This window comes from Pseudomonas sp. P2S-1 (genome assembly GCF_057197725.1).
In genome coordinates this window covers 3,299,218-3,317,315 of sequence record NZ_CM170068.1, presented here as the reverse complement: position 1 = coordinate 3,317,315, position 18,098 = coordinate 3,299,218, and the positions used below count along the sequence as shown (strand labels likewise).

The window sequence follows — 18,098 nt, the reverse complement described above, 5'->3', positions numbered from 1 at the left end:
GGTAATAATCCTGTGGTGATCATCAGGGCCTCATCGCTGGCAAGCCAGCTCCCACAAGGTCTTGCACCGCTCTTGAGGGCAGCGGTGAACCTGTGGGAGCTGGCTTGCCAGCGATTGGGGGCGCCCCGGATCAGAAGGTCGTACGCAGCCCCACCTCCACACTCCGCCCCGCAGCCGGCGCCACATCCCGCAGGATCGAGCTGGCATAGCGCACAGTCTGGTCAGTCAGGTTTTCACCGCGGACAAACGCCAGCCACTCGCTTTCACCCACATTGAACCGATACCCGACACTGGCCCCCAGGGTGGTGTAGCCATCGGTGCTGGTCTCGTTGGCCGGCTTGCGGTGTTGCGACGCGGCATGCTGCACGTCGACCCGCGCCTGCCAGCGATCCAGATTCCACACCAGCCCGCTGTTCAGGCGCAGCGGCGCAATGCGCGGCAGGTCCTCGCCGGTATCCAGGTTCTTGGCCCGGGTGTAGTCGCCGGACAGCTCCAGGGCGAAGCTGCCGTAGCGGTTTTCCAGCAACTGCCAGCGGTCCTGTGCCTCGATCCCGTAGAAGCGCGCACGCACGCCGCTGTACAGGTACTCGGGAAGATCACCGTCGTCATGATCATGATCATGATCATGGTCGTGGTCATGATCGTCGTCGCCATGGTCATGCCCTTCGCGCAGTTCGCCGCTGGACAGCAGGCCGATGTAGTTGCGGAAGTGGCTGTAGAACACGCCCACGCTGCCCTTGTGCGTGCCGTTGTCGAAGCGCAGGGCGAGGTCGCCGGAGATCGCCTTTTCCTTCGACAGGTTCGGATCGCCCACTTCGTAGGCCCCGGTGGCGACGTGGGCGCCGTTGGCGTACAGCTCGTAGAAGGTCGGCGCGCGCTCGGTGTAGCCGAGGCTGGCGGCCAGCGACCAGATCGGCGTCAACTGGTAGACCGCACCGGACGACAGGCTGGCGGCGGTGAAGCTGCTGGAACTGTCGGCTTCGGCGAAGCGTTCGTTGCCTTTCGCGTCCGGATCGACCTTGGTGTGTTCCAGGCGCCCGCCCAGGCTCAGGGCCAGGCGGTCGGTGGCCTGCCATTGTTCGAGGACGAACAGGGCGACGCTGTCGGTATCGGTCTGCGGTACGAAGGCTTCTTCGCCGAGGGCGGAGAATTCGTTGCGGTTGACCTGCGCGCCGATCACCCCTTCCACCGGCCCCAGCGGCTGGTGACGGGCTTCGACCCGGGCCTCGTAGCCCTTGTTCTTGAAGGTGGTGTGGACCTCGCCTTCCTCCAGCTCGCTGTGCTTGTAGTCGGTGTAGCCGAGGTCGACCTTCACCGAACTGAACGGCCCTTCCAGATCACGGATTTCCGAGGCGAAGCCGTAGTGGTCCTGTTCCATGGCCAGGCGCACGCCGGACTCGGCCACCGAGCCATAGTTGCCGTCGTAACGGCTGTAGGACACGCCGGTGTAGCCGTGCTCCCAGGTGTAGGAACCACCGATGGCGCCGCCGTCCTGGCGACCGTCGCTGTTTTCCAGGCGATGGCGGCTGCCGGGTTCGTCGGCATCGCGGACCTTCGAGCTCTTCGCGTAACCGGGAATGCGCAGGTCGTTGAACTGGCGGCTGTTGGCGTCCAGGTGCAGGGCGAACTGGCCGTTGCCGGCTTCCAGCTTGCCCGCCGCGCTGCGGGTGGTGTCGGCGCCGCCGTAGCGCAGTTCGCCGGCACCGTGGATGCCCTCGATGGCCTCGGTCGGGATGCGGTTATCGAAGGTGTTGACCACCCCGCCAATGGCGCTGCCGCCATAGAGCAGGGCCGCCGGGCCGCGGACGATTTCCACGCGCTCGACGTTCACCGGGTCCAGCGGCACGGCGTGGTCGTAGGACAGCGACGACGCGTCCAGGGCGCCGACGCCATTGCGCAGGAGACGAATCCGATCACCATCCAGGCCGCGAATGATCGGGCGGCTGGCGCCCGGACCAAACCAGGTGGACGACACGCCTGGCTCGCCATTCAGGGTTTCGCCGAGGCTGCCTTTCTGTTGCAGCAGCAGTCGATCGCCTTCGAGCACGCTGCTCGGGGTCGCCAGTTGTGCGTTGCCCAGCGGGTTGGCGGTGATCACCTGGGGCTCGAGTTCCAGCGCCTGGCTGGGCGAGGAGGCCAGCCAGAGCGCGACGGCGAGGGGGGAGAGGGGAAGGGACAGGTAACGCATGCGGGGTCCTTGGCAGAGGTTATGTTTGGTTACACTATAACATTGCAATGAAATCAAATTGCAATCCGCCGTGAAGGCCATCCCGCGAACTAGACTGCTGGAAGCATTTGCCCTGATGTGAAAAGGGACCTAAGGTGCGCACCTTCGTTTGGCTGGAGCACTGGCATGACCGCCACTGACAAGAACCCGCTGCATGGCATGACCCTGGAACAGATCCTCACTGCCCTGGTGGCCCGCTACGAATGGCCCGGGCTGGCGCAGCGCATCGATATCCGTTGCTTCAAGAGCGACCCGAGCATCAAGTCGAGCCTGACCTTCCTGCGCAAGACGCCGTGGGCAAGGGAGAAGGTGGAAAGCCTGTATCTGAAGATGCTGCGTGATATCAAGCGCGAGCAGTAAACCGATGACCGCCGCCGCTGCAGTGCTTGGCTGGTTCGGCCTGACGGTGCAGCTGTACCTGATCCTGCTCGCCCGCTGGCAGGACGACGCCAGCCTGCTGGGCGGGCTGGTGAATTTCTTCGGCTTCTTCACCGTGCTCAGCAATATCCTCGTCGCCACCGTGCTCACCTCCGATGCGTTCGGCCGCGAGTCGGCGGCCCGGCGTTTCTGGCAGGCGCCCTGGGTGGCGTCCGGGGTGCTGGCGAGCATTCTCTTCGTGGGCATCGCCTACAACCTGCTGCTGCGCCATCTCTGGCAGCCGCAAGGCTGGCAATGGATCGCCGACAACCTGCTGCACAACGTGATGCCGCTGCTGTTCGCGCTGTATTGGTGGTGGCGTGTGGAGAAGGGCACCTTGCGGATTGGCCATGTGCTGGCCTGGTCGGTGTATCCGCTGGTGTATTTCGGCTATGCGCTGTTGCGCGGGCAGATAATCGGGTTCTATCCCTATCCGTTCATCGACGTAGCCGCGCTCGGCTACGGGCGGGTGGTGCTCAATGCGCTGGTGATGTTCGCCGCGTTCATGCTGCTCGGGCTGGGTGTCATCGGCCTGGACCGCTGGCAGGGCCGACGCCTGGCCAAGGCCAGGACGCGTCCCTGACAGCAGTTATCACTCGTCGTCGTGCGGATCGAGGCGCCAGTAGGCGGCGGCCTTGAGCCGGTCATCGGCGACGCCTTTCTCCTCCAGCAGCAGCGCCTTGGCCTTGCGGGTCAGGGCCTTTTCCAGGGCGACCCAGGCATACAGTTCGCCGGCCGGCAGTTGCAGGCCGGCCAGCACCTCCAGCACCGACTGCGCGTGCCGCTCGACCCAGATCACATGCACATCGGCCTTGCTCGGCAGCGGCTGGCGCTCTTGCGCGTCCTCGATCTCGATCACCGCCAGCACCTTGCGCCCGGCGGAGAGTTCTTCGAGGCGCCGGCCGATGGCCGGAATCGCGGTTTCATCGCCCACCAGCAGGTAGCTGTCGAAGATATCCGGGACCACCAGCGAGCCCCGTGGCCCGGCGATATTCAGGGTGTGACCGGGTTTGGCCTGGGCTGCCCAGGTCGAGGCAGGGCCGTCGCCATGCAGGACGAAATCCAGGTCCAGTTCATTGTTGACCAGGTCGATGCGCCGCGGGGTGTACTCGCGCATGGTCGGCTTGACGCCTTCCTTGGGCAGGTCGAGGGCGTCCATGGCGGCCTGTTCGGCGGGGTTGTTGGCGAACAGCAGCTTGACGTGGTCGTCGCTGCCCAGGCTGATGAAGCCTTGCAGTTGCGCGCCGCCGAGGGTGATGCGGCGCATGCGCGGGGTCAGGTCGACCACCTTGAGTACCGTCAGCTGACGGTGCTTGATCTCGTGCATGACGCGGTGGATGGTGTTTTCGCTCGAAGTCATTCGGAAAGCTCCTGGGAAGGGGAGGTGACAGGTCCGGCAACGATGGCTTTCGCGGTTTCATTGAGCAGGGTGCGTACCCGCTCTATTTCTTGTGGGTTCCAGCGCCCGCTGTGCATCTGCAGGGCATGGCGCAGGTTGTGCACGGCTTCGTGGATCTCCGGCGGACGGTCGTGGCCGCGCAGCGAGCGCTTGCTCACTTCGATGCGGGTGCGCACGCCGTCGAGGGCGACGGCCTGCTCCTTGAGGGCTTCGCGGCCGGCCTCGGTGGCCTGGTAAAGCTTCTTGCTGCCATGGACTTCGCCGGTGATCAGTTCGCTTTCTTCAAGGAAGGTCAGGGTCGGATAGATGACCCCGGGGCTCGGGCTGTAGTTGCCGTCGAACAGGGATTCGATCTGGCGGATCAGGTCGTAGCCGTGGCACGGCTGCTCGGCGAGCATGGCCAGCAACAGCAGTTTTAGATCGCCCGGGGCGAAGACCCGCGGGCCGCGGTCGCCGCGCTCGCGACGGCGTTCGAGGCCTTCGGGTTCGCGGTGGGAGTGAGGGTGATCGCGCATGGGAGGGGCTCCTGGTTGCTTGCGATATGTCTTAAGATATTACTCAAGATATATCTTATTGCAAGTCCAGGTGCTGAAAGGTGTGTTGAAGCAAAGGGCCTCATCGCTGGCAAGCCAGCTCCCACATGACCCTGTGGGAGCTGGCTTGCCAGCGATGAGGCCCTCAAGAACAACAAAGAATTAATGTGCCTGGGTAACACTCGACCCAGGCTCCGCCGTCAACGGCACCGAGCACTGGGTATTGCCGCCCGGCTTGAGATACGGCAGCAGCATCGGCGCCATGCCCTTGAGCACCTGCACCGGCAGCGCCGAGGTGAATTTGAACGACTCCGCCGCCCGCCCCGGTACGAATGCGGTCAGGGTGCCGAAGTGGTTGTCGCCGAGATAGAACACGAAGGTCGCCGTGCGGTTCAGCGAGCGCGAGCCGATCAGCCGGCCTCCCGCACCAAAGCTCTCGATCCGGTTATCCCCGGTCCCGGTCTTGCCGCCCATGGTCAGCACGGTGCCGTCATCCAGCTTGAAGGTCCCCGACACCCGGCGCGCCGTACCGGCATCCACCACCTGCGACAGCGCGCCGCGCAACGCCCGGGCCACCTCCACGGAGAGCACCCGCTCGCCACGATCCGGATCCCCGGCCAGGCTCACTTCATAAGGCGTACCCGCAGCGAAATGCAGGGTATCGATGCGCAACACCGGCAAACGTACGCCATCGTTCTGGATGATCCCGATCAGCTCGGCCAGGGCCGCCGGACGGTCGCCGGAGCTGCCGATGGCGGTGGCCAGCGAGGGCACCAGGTGATCGAAGGGATAACCGACACGCTTCCAGCGCTGATGGATATCGAGGAACGCCTCCACCTCCACCAGGGTGCGGATACGACTGTCGCGCGCGCCCTTGTGCTTGCTCTTGAACAGCCAGCCGTAGACTTCCTGGCGCTCGAAATGGCTGGCCATCGTCGCTTCCTGGAAGCTGGCGCTGGGGTGCTTGAGCAGGTAGCCGACCAGCCACAGGTCCAGCGGATGCGACTTGGCGATAAAGCCCTGGTCCGGCAGGTCGTACTTGCCCGGGCCGTAGGAAGCGTAGAGGGTTTCCAGGCGCTCGTCGCTGAGCGGATCCTTCTTGCCGCCGGCCGGCTTGGCGACCACGCCCTCTTTTTTCATATGGGCGCGGACGAAGGCGTTGAAGGTGGTCTGGTCGGCTTCCGGGAACAGGTAGCGATGCACGGCGGCGAGGCGGATCGGCGTGACCCGCAGGCCATCGAGGAAGGTATCCAGGCGTTCCTGCGAGGTCTTGCGCTGGTACTTTTTCCAGAAGCGGCGCAGGAAATCTGTGCCTTCGCGGTCGGCGAAACGGGCCAGGTATTCCTGGCGCCGCGGTTCGGCATCGTCCTTCAGCAATGCCGCGCTGTTGCCCGGCGCCTGGTAGGTGCTGTAGCGCACCAGGTCGCGCATCAGGCGGATGAAGGGCAGGTTGATCGACTCGCGCAGGGCGTCCTTGAGCGTCGGGATGCGCCCGTTGTCTTCCTTGCGGAAGTTGTTGAATACATGCAGGCCGCCGCCGGTGAAGAAGGCTTCGCCGGGGCTGGCGGAATACTTGCGTTCCAGGGCAGCGTCGAGCATCGCGCTGATATCGCGGTCCTTGCTCTGGATCAGCCAGTCGATGGACCAGCGAGTGATGAAGTCGACATCGGCGACCTCGACCTTCGTCAACTCCGGCACCGACATCTTGCCGTAGCGGTCATGCAGCTCGGAGATGATCTCCAGGTAGCTGGTCAGCACCCGCAGCTTGGCGGTGGAGCCCAGTTCCAGCTTGCTGCCTTCGTTGATATCGAAGGGCTGGTCGGTGCTGTCGGTCTGCACCCGCACCCGCGAACCGTCCGGGGTGCGCTCCATCAGGGTGAAGCTGTAGCGTACCTGGGTGGTGCTGGTGGGGGTCAGCAGGCGCTCGCCGAACAGGCCCATTTTCGCCGCGAACTCGGGGTTGGCGAGGTCACGCAGGTACTGGCTGATCTGTTCCTGCAAATCCGATTGCAGGGTGCTGGTGGCCGACAGGTCGAGGCGGTCGAGGTCGTACAGCGGCCGGTTGAGCATGCTCGACAGGCGGCTGCGGGCCACGCTGATGCCCTTGTTGGTGACGATCGGCACGATGGTCGGCTGGGCCACCCAGTCGCGGTAGATCGCCTTGCTTGCCAGGGCGGCGTCAGACAGCGGTTTGTCGATGATGTTGTTGGCCGCGAGCAGGCGGATATGGCTGTCGGTGAGGGTCGCCAGCTCGTTGCGGCCCTTGGACAGGAAGTGCGAAGGCCGGCGCTGGGCGATCATCAGCGAGAGCACCTGGCGCAAGGCCAGGCCGCGGGCGGCAAGGGTGTCCGGGTCGGTGGCGGTGGACGCCAGCAGGCGGTTGACCTCGGCGAAGTCGGCGCCGTACCAGACCCGCAGGCCCTCGGCCATGCCATGCACTTCGCCATGCCCCGGCACCGCCGACAGCGGCACGCTGTTGAGGTAGTCGCGGACGATGCGCTGGCGCGCTTCCAGGGTCTGCGGCCCGTCCTGGTAGGCGCGCACGCTGGCGGAGATCATCTGGCGGATCTTCTCGGCGCCGGAGACGGTCAGGCCGTCCGGTGAATGGCGATATTTTTCCAACTGGGTCGCCAGGGTGCTGCCGCCGGCCGACTGGCCGGGCAGGGCCAGGTACTTGGCGACCTGGGTATAGGCGGCCTTGGCGAAACGCGGCCAGTCCACCGCCGGATTGCCCTTGGGATCGTTGGGGTCGAGCAGGTCGCGGTTCTCGATGAACAGCAGGCTGTGCACCATCACCGGCGGGATCGAGGCGAAGTCCGGATACAGGTGCTGCGGATACTGATATTGGTACAGGACGCTGCCCTTGCAGTCGGTGATGCTCAGGCCGCTCTGGATTTTCTCGGTATAAGGCACGAAAAAGCCGTGATCGACGTAGTTCATCAGCGCCGGGGAAAAGCGCGTCTGTTCCACCACCACGTAGTCCCGCTTCAACAGGCGCGGGATGAATTCGCCGAGGGCGCTGTAGCCTAGGCGTTTGTCGAAGGGGCCGTCGCCGGGATAGACCATGGCGTCGCTCGGGCCCTTGTGCATCGAATAGCTCAGGGTCGCGGCAAAGCGGCTGAACTCCCGGGACTGGATGGCCGAGGTCTGCATTTCCTTGCTCGCCGCGTAGGCCAGCAGGCCCAGGGTGATCAGCACGATCAGCAGGATCAGCCACCACAGGAAACGCAACCGGGAGCGGCGCGGCGGTGGCGGTGGGGACGGCGGTACTTCCGATTGTTCAGCGGCTGCCAGGTTACTGCCGTTATCCGAGTGCCACTGTGCGCCCATAGTCTTAAGCCTGATTTCGTTATTTCTCTTGCTTTGGCTGAAGCTTAGACGCTGGCCGGGGGGCGGGAAAAAATTGTTGGTGATCGTCGGGTATTTCCCAAAACGTGGTGGGAAATGTCCTGTTCTGATGGTTGATCGTTTGCACGCGCCTCGTCTGACTAGGGTGGTGGGCTGGTTCCTGTCCTGAACAGCGAGGATTGCCTCATGTCCACCCTGAAGCGCGAACTGGGCGAGCGCCATGTGCGCCTGATCGCCCTCGGTGCCTGTATCGGCGTCGGTCTTTTTCTCGGCTCGGCCAAGGCCATCGAAATGGCCGGGCCGGCGATTCTCCTGACTTACCTCGCCGGCGGCCTGGTGATCCTGGTGATCATGCGCGCCCTTGGCGAACTGGCGGTGCATAACCCCGTGGCCGGTTCGTTCAGCCGTTATGCCCACGACTACCTTGGCCCGCTGGCGGGCTTTCTCACCGGCTGGAACTACTGGTTCGCCCTGATGGTGATCTGCGTCGCGGAAATCAGCGCGGTGGCCATCTACATGGGCGTCTGGTTTCCCGACACAGCGCGCTGGCTCTGGGCCCTGGCGGCGCTGGGCAGCATGGGCGCGATCAACCTGCTGACGGTGCGCGCCTTCGGTGAATTCGAGTTCTGGTTCGCGCTGATCAAGGTGGTCACCATCATCGCCCTGATCCTTGGCGGGATTGGCATCATCGCCTTTGGCCTGGGCAACGACGGCGTGGCCACGGGGATCGCCAACCTCTGGCGTCATGACGGCTTCATGCCCAATGGCTGGGGCGGGGTGCTGATGTCGCTGCAACTGGTGATGTTCGCCTACTTCGGCACCGAGTTGGTCGGCCTGGCTGCCGGAGAGACGAAACAGCCGGAAACCACCATTCCCCGGGCCATCGGCTCGATGTTCTGGCGGGTGCTGCTGTTCTATGTCGGCGCGTTGCTGGTGATCCTGTCGATCTATCCCTGGCACGGCATTGGCAGTGGTGGCAGCCCGTTCGTGCTGACCTTCGAGCGCCTGGGGATCCGCACGGCGGCGGGGTTGATCAATTTCGTGGTGATCACCGCAGCGTTGTCGGCGTGCAATGCGGCGATCTTCAGTACCGGGAGGATGCTCTGTGCGCTGGCGGAGAAGGGGCAGGCACCAGCGTTGTTCGGGCGTACCACCGTAGCCGGGGTGCCGCGCAATGCCTTGCTGCTGTCGCTTGCCGTGTTGCTGCTGGGCGTGCTGGGCAATTACCTGGTGCCGGAGCAGGTGTTTCTCTGGGCCACAGCCATCGTCACTTTTGGTGCGATCTGGACCTGGGCGGTGATTCTGCTGGCGCAGCTCAGGTTCCGTGCCGGGTTGAGCCCGGAAGAACGCGGGCGGCTGGGCTATCCGATGTGGCTGTGGCCGTGGAGTTCGTACCTGGCCCTGGGGTTTCTCGGGCTGGTGCTGGGGGTGATGGGGTATTTCGGGGATCTGCGCGTGGCCCTGTATGTGGGGCCGGTTTTTTTGCTGGGGTTGGCGGGTATTTATCACTGGCTGAAGATTTGATGGGGACCGCTTTGCGGTCCTTCGCGGGCAAGCCACGCTCCTACAGGAGATCGCGTTCCAAAGTAGGAGCGTGGCTTGCCCGCGAAGGGCCGCAGAGCGGCCCCAAAAGGCTCACACCGCCCTGGCTGGCACGACTCGGGTCAGTTGCTTGTTCCAGTCCAGCCACAACGCCAGCCCCATCATCAACCCAAGCCCCAGCAATGCGGTCAGTACCTGCATCGCCCAATGATCACCCGCCAGCGCATTGCCCATATCCGCCAACGGTGCCAGCAGCACGCCGAAGCAGAACACCTCCAGCGAATACCGCCCCATCCGGCAGCTCTGCCGCGCCAGCCAGGTTTCCACCCAGGGGCCGCTCGGCAGCAGCTTCGCCGTGCAGTACGCCAAGGCGAGGAAATGCAGCAAGCGCGCCGGCGACAGGTTGGTCTTGCTGATCGGGTACAACCACTCCGCCAGCACCTTCGGCATCATTGCGTCATGCACCTCGGGCCAGCGCCACGACAGGGCGATCGCCGCACAGACCACCACATAGACCGCCGAGACCACGAACAACGGCTGGCGCAGCAATGGCCGCAACTCCGGCGCCTGCGCGCGCTGCCCGTTGATCGCCACCGCACCGCCGAGGATGAACAGCAACTGCCAGGCCAGCGGATTGAAGAACCACACCCCGCCTTCCTGGGCCGCCAGGTTCCACTGGAACATCGGCGCCATCAGGTACAGCGCCGCCGACACCCCGACCACGTATTCCGCCTTCCTCATCAGCAACGGCAGCACCAGCGGCAGGCCGAGCAGCAGCAGGATGTACAGCGGCAACGGGTCCATCAGGTTGGGCTTGAAGCGCAGCAGCAACTCGTCCACCAGTGCCTGCTGCGGGTTGCCGAGGAAATAGTAGAGGCCCATTTCCTCGATCATGTCGCGGGTTTCCACATGGTTGTTGGCGACGAAGACAATGCCCATCAGCAGCACCAGCAGGAAGATATGCACCACGTACAGCACCCACGCCCGGCGCAGGATGCGCACGCAGGCCACCACCCAGCCATCGCGCAGCGCCACCTTGCCGTAGGCCAGCACCGCCGCGTAGCCGGCGAGGAACACGAAGATCTCCGCCGCATCGCTGAAGCCGAAGTTACGCACGGTCAGGTTGGCCAGCGGGTTGCCGGGAATGTGGTCCCAGAAGATGAAGACCAGCGCCAGGCCCCGGAAGAAGTCGATTCGATGGTCGCGGGCGTTGGTCATGGCGAGGGCTCTTGCACAGGGTGTTTCAGTAGAGGATCGACGGCAGCGATCCCCGGTTCCGCGCCGTCGGTCTTTACCGATCGGCGGCGCGGAGGGTGGGCAGTTTTGGCGGAGATTGCAACGGTGGGATGTTACTGGATGTCTCTCAAGCCGCCGCCTCGCTGTGCGGCTCGAAGCTGTCCGCCCGCGCCATGCGCCACATGCGCTGGTAGAACTCGCCGCTGATCTCGCCACTGAGCAGCTCACCCGGCTTGAGGAACACATGCAACTGGGAGAACAGCTTGATCTCGGTGGCCGACATGCGCCGCACCAGGTGCTTGGCCTCCAGTTGCGACGGGTGATCGAGGCCGGCGGCGGCGAGCATCTCGGCCAGGGCCTTGAGCGTATTGCGATGGAAGTTGAACACCCGCTCGGCCTTGTCCGGCACCACCAGGGCGCGCTGGCGCAGGCCGTCCTGGGTGGCGACGCCGGTCGGGCATTTGTTGGTATGGCAGCTCTGCGACTGGATGCAGCCGATGGCGAACATGAAGCCCCGCGCCGAGTTGGCCCAGTCGGCGCCGATGGCCAGGACGCTGGCGATATCGAAGGCGCTGACGATCTTGCCGCTGGCACCGAGCTTGATCTTGTCGCGCAGGTTCAGGCCGACCAGGGTGTTGTGCACGAACAGCAGGCCCTCGCGCAGCGGCACGCCGATATGGTCGGTGAACTCCACCGGCGCCGCGCCGGTCCCGCCTTCCTTGCCGTCGACCACGATGAAGTCGGGGAGGATGCCGGTCTCCAGCATGGCCTTGGCGATGCCCATGAACTCCCACGGATGGCCCAGGCAGAACTTGAAGCCCACCGGCTTGCCGCCGGACAGCTCACGCAACTGGGCGATGAAGTGCATCAGTTCGATCGGCGTGGAGAACGCGCTGTGCCGTGACGGCGATACGCAGTCCTCGCCCATCATGATGCCGCGGGTCTCGGCGATTTCCTTGGTCACCTTGTGCTTGGGCAGGATGCCGCCATGGCCGGGCTTGGCGCCCTGGCTCATCTTGATCTCGATCATGCGCACCTGCGGGTTCTGTGCCTGCGCGGCGAAGCGCTCGGGATCGAAGCGGCCGTCGGCGGTGCGGCAGCCGAAATAGCCGCTGCCCAGCTCCCAGGTCAGGTCGCCGCCATGTTCGCGGTGATAGGGGCTGATGCTGCCCTCGCCGGTGTCATGGGCGAAATTGCCCAGCTTGGCCCCCATGTTCAGGGCGCGGATCGCGTTGGCGCTCAGCGAGCCGAAGCTCATCGCCGAAATATTGAATACCGACGCCGAATACGGTTGCGTGCACTGCGGCCCGCCGACGATCACCCGGAATGCGGTGGGGTCGGTCAGCGGCGCCGGACGCATGGAATGGCCGATGAACTCGAAACCGGACTGGTACACATCGATCAGGGTGCCGAACGGCTTGTCCGACTGCTCGTTCTTTGCGCGGGCATACACCAGCGAACGCTGCGCCCGGGAAAACGGCAGGGCATCGCTGTCGGACTCCAGCAGGTACTGGCGGATCTCCGGGCGGATGCCCTCGACCAGGTAGCGGATATTGCCGAGGATCGGATAATTGCGCCGTACCGCATGGCGTTTCTGCAGCAGGTCGAATAGCCCGATCAGGCTCAGCACCCCGGTGGTCAGGGCGAACGGCCAGAGCCAGTCGTGATGCAGGAAGGGCAGGCAGGCGAGGGTGAAGATGACGCAGGCGACGAAGAAGGCGTAGCGGCTCAGGAGTGACAGGCTCATACGGTTTCCTTGTGGGGCACGTCAGGCAAGCCATAAACCATATAGCGGATGGGGAATTGTATCCAGTCAGATGCCGCGGATCAGACGCTCCCGCAGCGAACTTTCATCTTGCGGATCGACCTCCGGCCACAGCTGTACCGTCCCTGCCACCAGCGCCCCTGTCGGCATCCCGTCCCGATACAGCAACCGATTCCCCGCCAGCGCCGGCACCTTGTTGCCTGGCAGAAGACTGCCACTGAGATTCAGCGGATCACTGCCGCTGACCACGATCAGGCTGCCATCCAATGGCCGCCGGCGAACCCCGCGCAACACGGCGATGGCTTCCGGCAAGGCGAACTGTTCCCCGGCCAGCCCGCTGACGAAACGACCGCCACGGATCTCGCCCCGTGCTTCAAGACGATGGAAGGTGCGCAGCAATTCCCGCCAGCTCGGCAACCAGTCAGCCTCGCGTTCCAGCAGGCGCCAGAACACCACGCCGTAGCGGCGTAGCAGGACGCGGGCGATATGTTCGTGGCTGTCCTCGCGGTCGACGCTGCCCCGGCGCAGCAAGGCCCAGCGCCCGGCATCTTCCATGCCGCCGAACAGCGGCCCGCGTCCGCGCCGGCTGCTGTGGGCCTGACGCTTGCTCGCCGGGGTGATCAGTGCGCGCAAGCCGGCGAAGCTATCGGCGCTGACCAGCCCGGCGGCGACCAGCTCCTGCAGGGCGTTTTCCAGTTCGGTGGGCAGCAGCCGGGCCTCGTCGCGCAGCTCGTCGTAGAACAGCGCGCCATGCTCGCTCAGCGCGGTATGAGCCTTCTGCGCACGAGGCGACAGCGCTTCGATAGCGAACGGTTGCCCGAGCCCTTGCCACAAGCCGAGCCGGCTACGGGGCAGCAGCACCAGTGGCGTGCTGCGCAAGGTATTGGCCGCCGCCTTGGCCGAGGGCCCGAGGCGGGCCCAGGCGAACTTGCCGGCACGGCATGCCTCGTCCAGCCAGCGCGGGCTGTAGTCGCTCAGGCGTGCCGGCAGCAGATCGCTTTCCCAGGCCCCGGCAGCAGCGGCGTAGCCTTCGAACTGCTCCAGCACTTCGCCCAGCGCGGCATTGCCTTGCAGGCGCCCAGCGCTGGAAAGGTGCTGCCAGTCGAAGAGAAAACGCATGAAATCCTGAAGGCTGACCGGCTCTATTTCCCGGCGCAGGCGCTTGATGGTGTAGCGGTGGATGCGCGCCAGCAGATGCCGTTCGCACCATTGCTCCAGCGGCTGGTCCGGGTGGAACTGCCCACGCAACACATAGCCTTCGCTTTCGAGTCGGGCCAGCGCCTGGTTCACGGCGGACAGCGGCAGGAGCAGCGGCGCGGCGATCTGCTCCGGCGTCAGCGGGCCGAAACCACTGAGGCGGGCACGGACCAGTTCCAGCACGGCGCTGTCTTCGTCGATCGTCTCATCGAAACCCGGCAGCAGGTCCAGCGGCGGTTCGACAATGGACCCGGGATAGACCGCCAGCAGCAGGTTCAGCCGCTCCCGTGCCAGCCACAGTCCGTTGACCCGACAGGCACGTCCAGCCTTGGCCAGCGCTTGCAGCCATTCTTCCCAACCGGGATTGGCCGTCACTTCGTCGGCACTGATGGCCGCCAGGGTCATCAGCGCCTCATGCATCTCGTCGCTGCGATTCGGCGTCGGCCAGGCTTCGGCGGCCACGGCGGCAATCGCATCGCGGTCCAACGCTCCCAATTCATCGCCACTCTGCGGCTCGCTCCAGCGCCGGTTGAGCACGGCCTGGGTGCGCCGTTCTTCCAGCGGCGCATCGTCGAGAAAGGCATAGGGCCGGGCATTGAGAATCGCCGCAGCAAGCGGCGAGGGCGCCGGCAGGTCGCGGCAGATCAGGCGGATATCGCCGCTTTCGATGCGCCGCAACAGCGCCAGCCAGCCCTCGGCATCCATGGCTTCGTGCAGGCAGTCGTCTAGGGTCTGCTCCACCAGCGGGTGATCCGGCACCTCGCGCTCGCCGACGATATTTTCCAGGCAGGCCAACTGGTCCGGGAATACCGCCGCCGTCAGGTCTTCGCTGCGCATGCGCTGGATCTGCGGGGCGATGCGCTTGCCGCCGGCAAAGCGCGGCAGGGCCAGGGCGACCCCGGCGTTCCAGCGCCAGCGCACGCCGAACAGCGGCGCATCGAGCACCGCCTGGATCAGGATGTGCTCGGCGCTGGCACTGGGCAGGTAGCGCCAGACTTCTTCCAGGGGAAAGCTGTGTCCGGCCGACAGCGACAGGATGATCGCGTCCTCGCTGGCCGCCGCCTGCAATTCGAAGTTGAAAGTGCGGCAGAAGCGCTTGCGCAGGGCCAGGCCCCAGGCGCGGTTGATGCGGCTGCCGAAGGGCGAATGGATGATCAACTGGGTGCCGCCGGACTCGTCGAAGAAACGCTCCATCACCAGGGTGTCCTGGGACGGCAGGGCGCCCAGGACCTGGCGGGTGCGGCCAAGGTAATCCAGCAGCTGTTCGGCGCTGTCCGGACCGAGTCCGAGGGTCGCAGCGAGCCAGTCCAGCAGCGGCTGTTCGCGACCCTCGCTGTGTTGCAGGCGCTGGTCGATCTCTGCCTGCAGGCGGGCCACGGCGCGGGACAGGTCATCGCTGCGCCCCGGCGCTTCACCGAGCCAGAACGGGATATTCGGTGGCAGGCCCCGGGCATCCTCGACCCGCACCTTGCCCGGCTCGACCCGCAGGATGCGGTACGAGGCATTGCCGAGCTGGAAGATATCCCCGGCGATGCTCTCGACGGCGAAGTCCTCGTTGACGCTGCCGATGGTCAGCGCCTGGGGCTCCAGGAGCACGGCGTAGTCTGCGTTGTCGGGGATGGTCCCGCCGCTGGTCAGGGCGGTCAGCTGGCTGCCGCGGCGACCACGTAGCTCGCCACTCACTGCATCACGATGCAGGTAGGCACCACGCACACCCTGGCGCCCGCTGTAGCCCTCGGCGAGCATGCGCAGCAGGGCGAAATAGTGTTTGTCATCGAGCCCGGCGTAGGGCTGGGCGCGGCGGAAGCAGTCGAGCAGCGCCTGCTCCGGCCAGGGCTGGCAACTGACTTCGGCGATGATCTGCTGGGCCAGCACATCCAGCGGCGCACGGGGAATCACCACCTCGTCCAGCTCGCCGCGGCGCACGCAGTCGAGCAGGGCGACGCACTCGATCAGGTCATCGCGGCTGGTGGCGAACAGGCGGCCCTTGGGCGTGCCCTCGACCTGGTGTCCGGAACGCCCGACCCTTTGCAGGAAGGCGGCGATGGAGCCCGGCGAAGCGATCTGGCAGACCAGTTCCACGTCGCCGATATCGATACCCAGCTCCAGCGAGGCGGTGGCCACCAGCACCTGCAACTCGCCGCGCTTGAGGCGTTGCTCGGCGTCCAGGCGGGCTTCCTTGGCCAGGCTGCCATGGTGCGCGGCCACGGCCTCGCGGCCGAGGCGATCGCTCAGGTGCCGGGCCAGGCGCTCGGCCAGGCGCCGGGTGTTGACGAAGACCAGGGTAGTGCGGTGCTCGCGGGCGAGCACGGCGAGGCGGTCGTAGACGCTGTCCCAGACATCGTTGGCCATCACGGCGCCCAGCGGCTGCGGCGGCACTTCGATGCCCAGGTCGCGTTGGCGGGCGTGACCGATATCGACAATGGCGCAGGTGCGCTCGGCGCCGACCAGGAACTGCGCCACCCGTTCCACCGGACGCTGCGTCGCTGACAGGCCGATGCGCCGCAGCGGGCGCTCGCACAGCGCTTCGAGGCGTTCCAGGGTCAGGCTCAGGTGGCTGCCGCGCTTGTCGCCGGCGATGGCATGGATTTCGTCGACGATCACCGTGTGCACGGTCTTCAGGCCCTTGCGCCCGGATTCCGAACCGAGCAGCACATACAGGGACTCCGGCGTGGTCACCAGGATATGCGGCGCTTGCCGGCGCATCGCCGTGCGCTCTTTCTGCGGCGTGTCGCCGGTGCGCACGGCGGTGCGGATGCGCGGCACCGGCAGGCCCGCGCGTTCCAGCTCGGCGCTGATCCCGGCCAGCGGGTTCTGCAGGTTGATCTGGATATCGTTGGACAGCGCCTTGAGCGGCGAGACGTAGACCACCCGGGTTTCGTCCGGCAACTGGCCGTCGTGCTCCAGGCCCTGTTCGAACAGTTCGTCGAGCACGGCGAGAAAGGCGGTGAGGGTCTTGCCGGAGCCGGTGGGCGCCGCCACCAGCAGCGACTGGCCGGCGTGGATCAGCGGCCAGGCGCGGGCCTGGGCGGCGGTGACCGTGGCGAAGCTGCGGCGGAACCAGGCGCGGACGGCCGGGTGGAAGGCGTCCAGTACCGGATGGTCGAGGGCGGGAAGATTCATCCTCTGGTTATGCGGCCTTTGGCGAAGGCTTGCAAGAGGCCACTGGTCAGCTGTGGCGCGGGCGTGGGATCCTTGCCCGTCTTTTTTTTCGCTGTGAGCCGTCGTCATGAGCAAGACCATCCGTATCGCTGCCGCCCTGTTGATCGACCCGCGTGGGCAGACCCTGCTGGTGCGCAAGCGCGGCACCCTGGCGTTCATGCAGCCGGGGGGCAAGATCGAGGCGGACGAAGCGCCGGTCAAGGCGCTGGCGCGGGAGCTGTTCGAGGAGCTGGGGTTGCGCATCGATGAGGCGCAGGCCAGTTATCTCGGCAACTTCAGCGCACCGGCCGCGAACGAGCCGGGGTTCGAGGTGGTGTGCGAGCTGTTTCGGGTGGAGACCAGTGCCGAGGTGGTGCCGGCGGCGGAGATTGAAGAGGCGGTGTGGGTGGATGGGGTGAGTGCCGGGGCCTTGGAGCTGGCGCCGTTGACCCGGGATTTGATCCTGCCTCTATACCGTGGTGACTGAACCACCATCGCTGGCAAGCCAGCTCCCACAAGGTTCAGCGGCGCCGCGGACACTGTGGGAGCTGGCTTGCCAGCGATGAGGCCCTGAAGAACAACAAAGAACCCACTGCAAAGGAGTGCTCTCGATGATCCCCCTCAACGACTGGCTGCTGTTCACCGGCGCCGCCCTGCTCATGGTCCTGACCCCGGGACCGAACATGATCTACCTGATCTCCCGCTCCATCTGCCAGGGCCGCATGGCCGGGGTGACCTCGTTGCTCGGTGTGGTCGCCGGCTTCCTGATCCATATGACCGCCGCCGCCATCGGCCTGACCGCGCTGTTCATGGCCGTGCCGCTGGGCTACGACATCCTGCGCTGGGCCGGTGCCGCCTACCTGTTGTGGATGGCCTGGCAGGCCGTGAAACCCGGTGCCCGTTCGCCCTTCGAGCCGCGCGAGCTGGTCCCGGACTCGCCGCGCAAGCTGGTGCTGATGGGCTTTCTCACCAGCCTGCTGAATCCCAAGGTGGCGATGTTCTACCTGTCGATCCTGCCGCAGTTCATCACCCCGGAGCACGGCTCGGTGCTGGCCCAGAGCCTGATCCTTGGCTTTACCCAGATCAGCGTGAGCTTCACCGTCAACCTGCTGATCGCGCTGTTCGCCGCCGGCATTTCCGCCTGGTTCATGCGCTATCCGCTGTGGCTGATGCTGCAACGCTATGTGATGGGCTTTGTCCTCGCCGCCCTGGCGCTGCGCCTGGTGCAGGAGCAGCGCAAGCTGGCTTGATCCGGAGCTTCAAGCGCCAAGCTGCAAGCGGCAAGTAATCTGC

General features: G+C 65.5%; 12 protein-coding genes. 5 read left to right on the top strand and 7 right to left on the bottom strand.

The genetic code is table 11. The features are described 5' to 3' along the window. Window positions 1-130: 130 nt before the first annotated feature. On the bottom strand, window positions 131-2,188 hold the full coding sequence (locus AC2CQI_RS14590; protein ID WP_484577122.1) for a TonB-dependent receptor: 2,058 nt from the start codon (window positions 2,186-2,188) through the stop codon (window positions 131-133). Between the two features lie 165 nt (window positions 2,189-2,353). Here AC2CQI_RS14590 and AC2CQI_RS14585 point away from each other — a divergent pair, with 165 nt between their 5' ends. After that, entirely contained in the window at window positions 2,354-2,587 is a 234-nt protein-coding gene (locus tag AC2CQI_RS14585) for a VF530 family protein (protein ID WP_075801347.1), read from the top strand. A gap of 4 nt (window positions 2,588-2,591) precedes the next feature. Next, window positions 2,592-3,227 (top strand): Pr6Pr family membrane protein, encoded by a 636-nt coding sequence (locus AC2CQI_RS14580; protein ID WP_484577121.1) that lies wholly within the window; start codon window positions 2,592-2,594, stop codon window positions 3,225-3,227. A gap of 9 nt (window positions 3,228-3,236) precedes the next feature. On the opposite strand, the gene AC2CQI_RS14575 is transcribed toward AC2CQI_RS14580, so the two are convergent. The 3 genes from AC2CQI_RS14575 to AC2CQI_RS14565 form a co-directional block, all read right to left on the bottom strand. Next, window positions 3,237-4,004, bottom strand: coding sequence for a siderophore-interacting protein (locus AC2CQI_RS14575; RefSeq protein ID WP_075801345.1), 768 nt, complete (start codon window positions 4,002-4,004; stop codon window positions 3,237-3,239). After that, window positions 4,001-4,558, bottom strand: coding sequence for a PadR family transcriptional regulator (locus AC2CQI_RS14570; protein WP_484577120.1), 558 nt, complete (start codon window positions 4,556-4,558; stop codon window positions 4,001-4,003). The genes AC2CQI_RS14575 and AC2CQI_RS14570 overlap by 4 nt, the downstream gene beginning before the upstream one ends. Window positions 4,559-4,738: 180 nt before the next feature. Further along, window positions 4,739-7,906, bottom strand: a complete 3,168-nt coding sequence (locus AC2CQI_RS14565; protein ID WP_484577119.1) for a transglycosylase domain-containing protein — start codon at window positions 7,904-7,906, stop codon at window positions 4,739-4,741. 204 nt (window positions 7,907-8,110) lie between these two features. Here AC2CQI_RS14565 and AC2CQI_RS14560 point away from each other — a divergent pair, with 204 nt between their 5' ends. Next, entirely contained in the window at window positions 8,111-9,448 is a 1,338-nt protein-coding gene (locus AC2CQI_RS14560) for an amino acid permease (RefSeq protein ID WP_484577118.1), read from the top strand. A gap of 111 nt (window positions 9,449-9,559) precedes the next feature. On the opposite strand, the gene AC2CQI_RS14555 is transcribed toward AC2CQI_RS14560, so the two are convergent. From AC2CQI_RS14555 to AC2CQI_RS14545, 3 genes are all read right to left on the bottom strand, one after another. Beyond that, window positions 9,560-10,684 carry an OpgC family protein gene (locus AC2CQI_RS14555; RefSeq protein WP_484577117.1) on the bottom strand — a complete coding sequence of 375 codons (1,125 nt, stop codon included), beginning with the start codon at window positions 10,682-10,684 and terminating at the stop codon, window positions 9,560-9,562. Window positions 10,685-10,829: 145 nt separating this feature from the next. Continuing rightward, window positions 10,830-12,449 carry an FMN-binding glutamate synthase family protein gene (locus AC2CQI_RS14550; protein WP_075801340.1) on the bottom strand — a complete coding sequence of 540 codons (1,620 nt, stop codon included), beginning with the start codon at window positions 12,447-12,449 and terminating at the stop codon, window positions 10,830-10,832. A 66-nt stretch (window positions 12,450-12,515) separates the two neighbouring features. Further along, window positions 12,516-16,787 carry a DEAD/DEAH box helicase gene (locus AC2CQI_RS14545; protein WP_484577116.1) on the bottom strand — a complete coding sequence of 1,424 codons (4,272 nt, stop codon included), beginning with the start codon at window positions 16,785-16,787 and terminating at the stop codon, window positions 12,516-12,518. Window positions 16,788-16,893: 106 nt separating this feature from the next. On the opposite strand from AC2CQI_RS14545, the gene AC2CQI_RS14540 reads away from it, so the two are divergent. Continuing rightward, window positions 16,894-17,292, top strand: a complete 399-nt coding sequence (locus AC2CQI_RS14540; protein ID WP_484577115.1) for an NUDIX hydrolase — start codon at window positions 16,894-16,896, stop codon at window positions 17,290-17,292. A gap of 124 nt (window positions 17,293-17,416) precedes the next feature. Beyond that, window positions 17,417-18,055 carry a LysE family translocator gene (locus tag AC2CQI_RS14535; RefSeq protein ID WP_484577114.1) on the top strand — a complete coding sequence of 213 codons (639 nt, stop codon included), beginning with the start codon at window positions 17,417-17,419 and terminating at the stop codon, window positions 18,053-18,055. The last annotated feature ends 43 nt before the right edge of the window (window positions 18,056-18,098 follow it).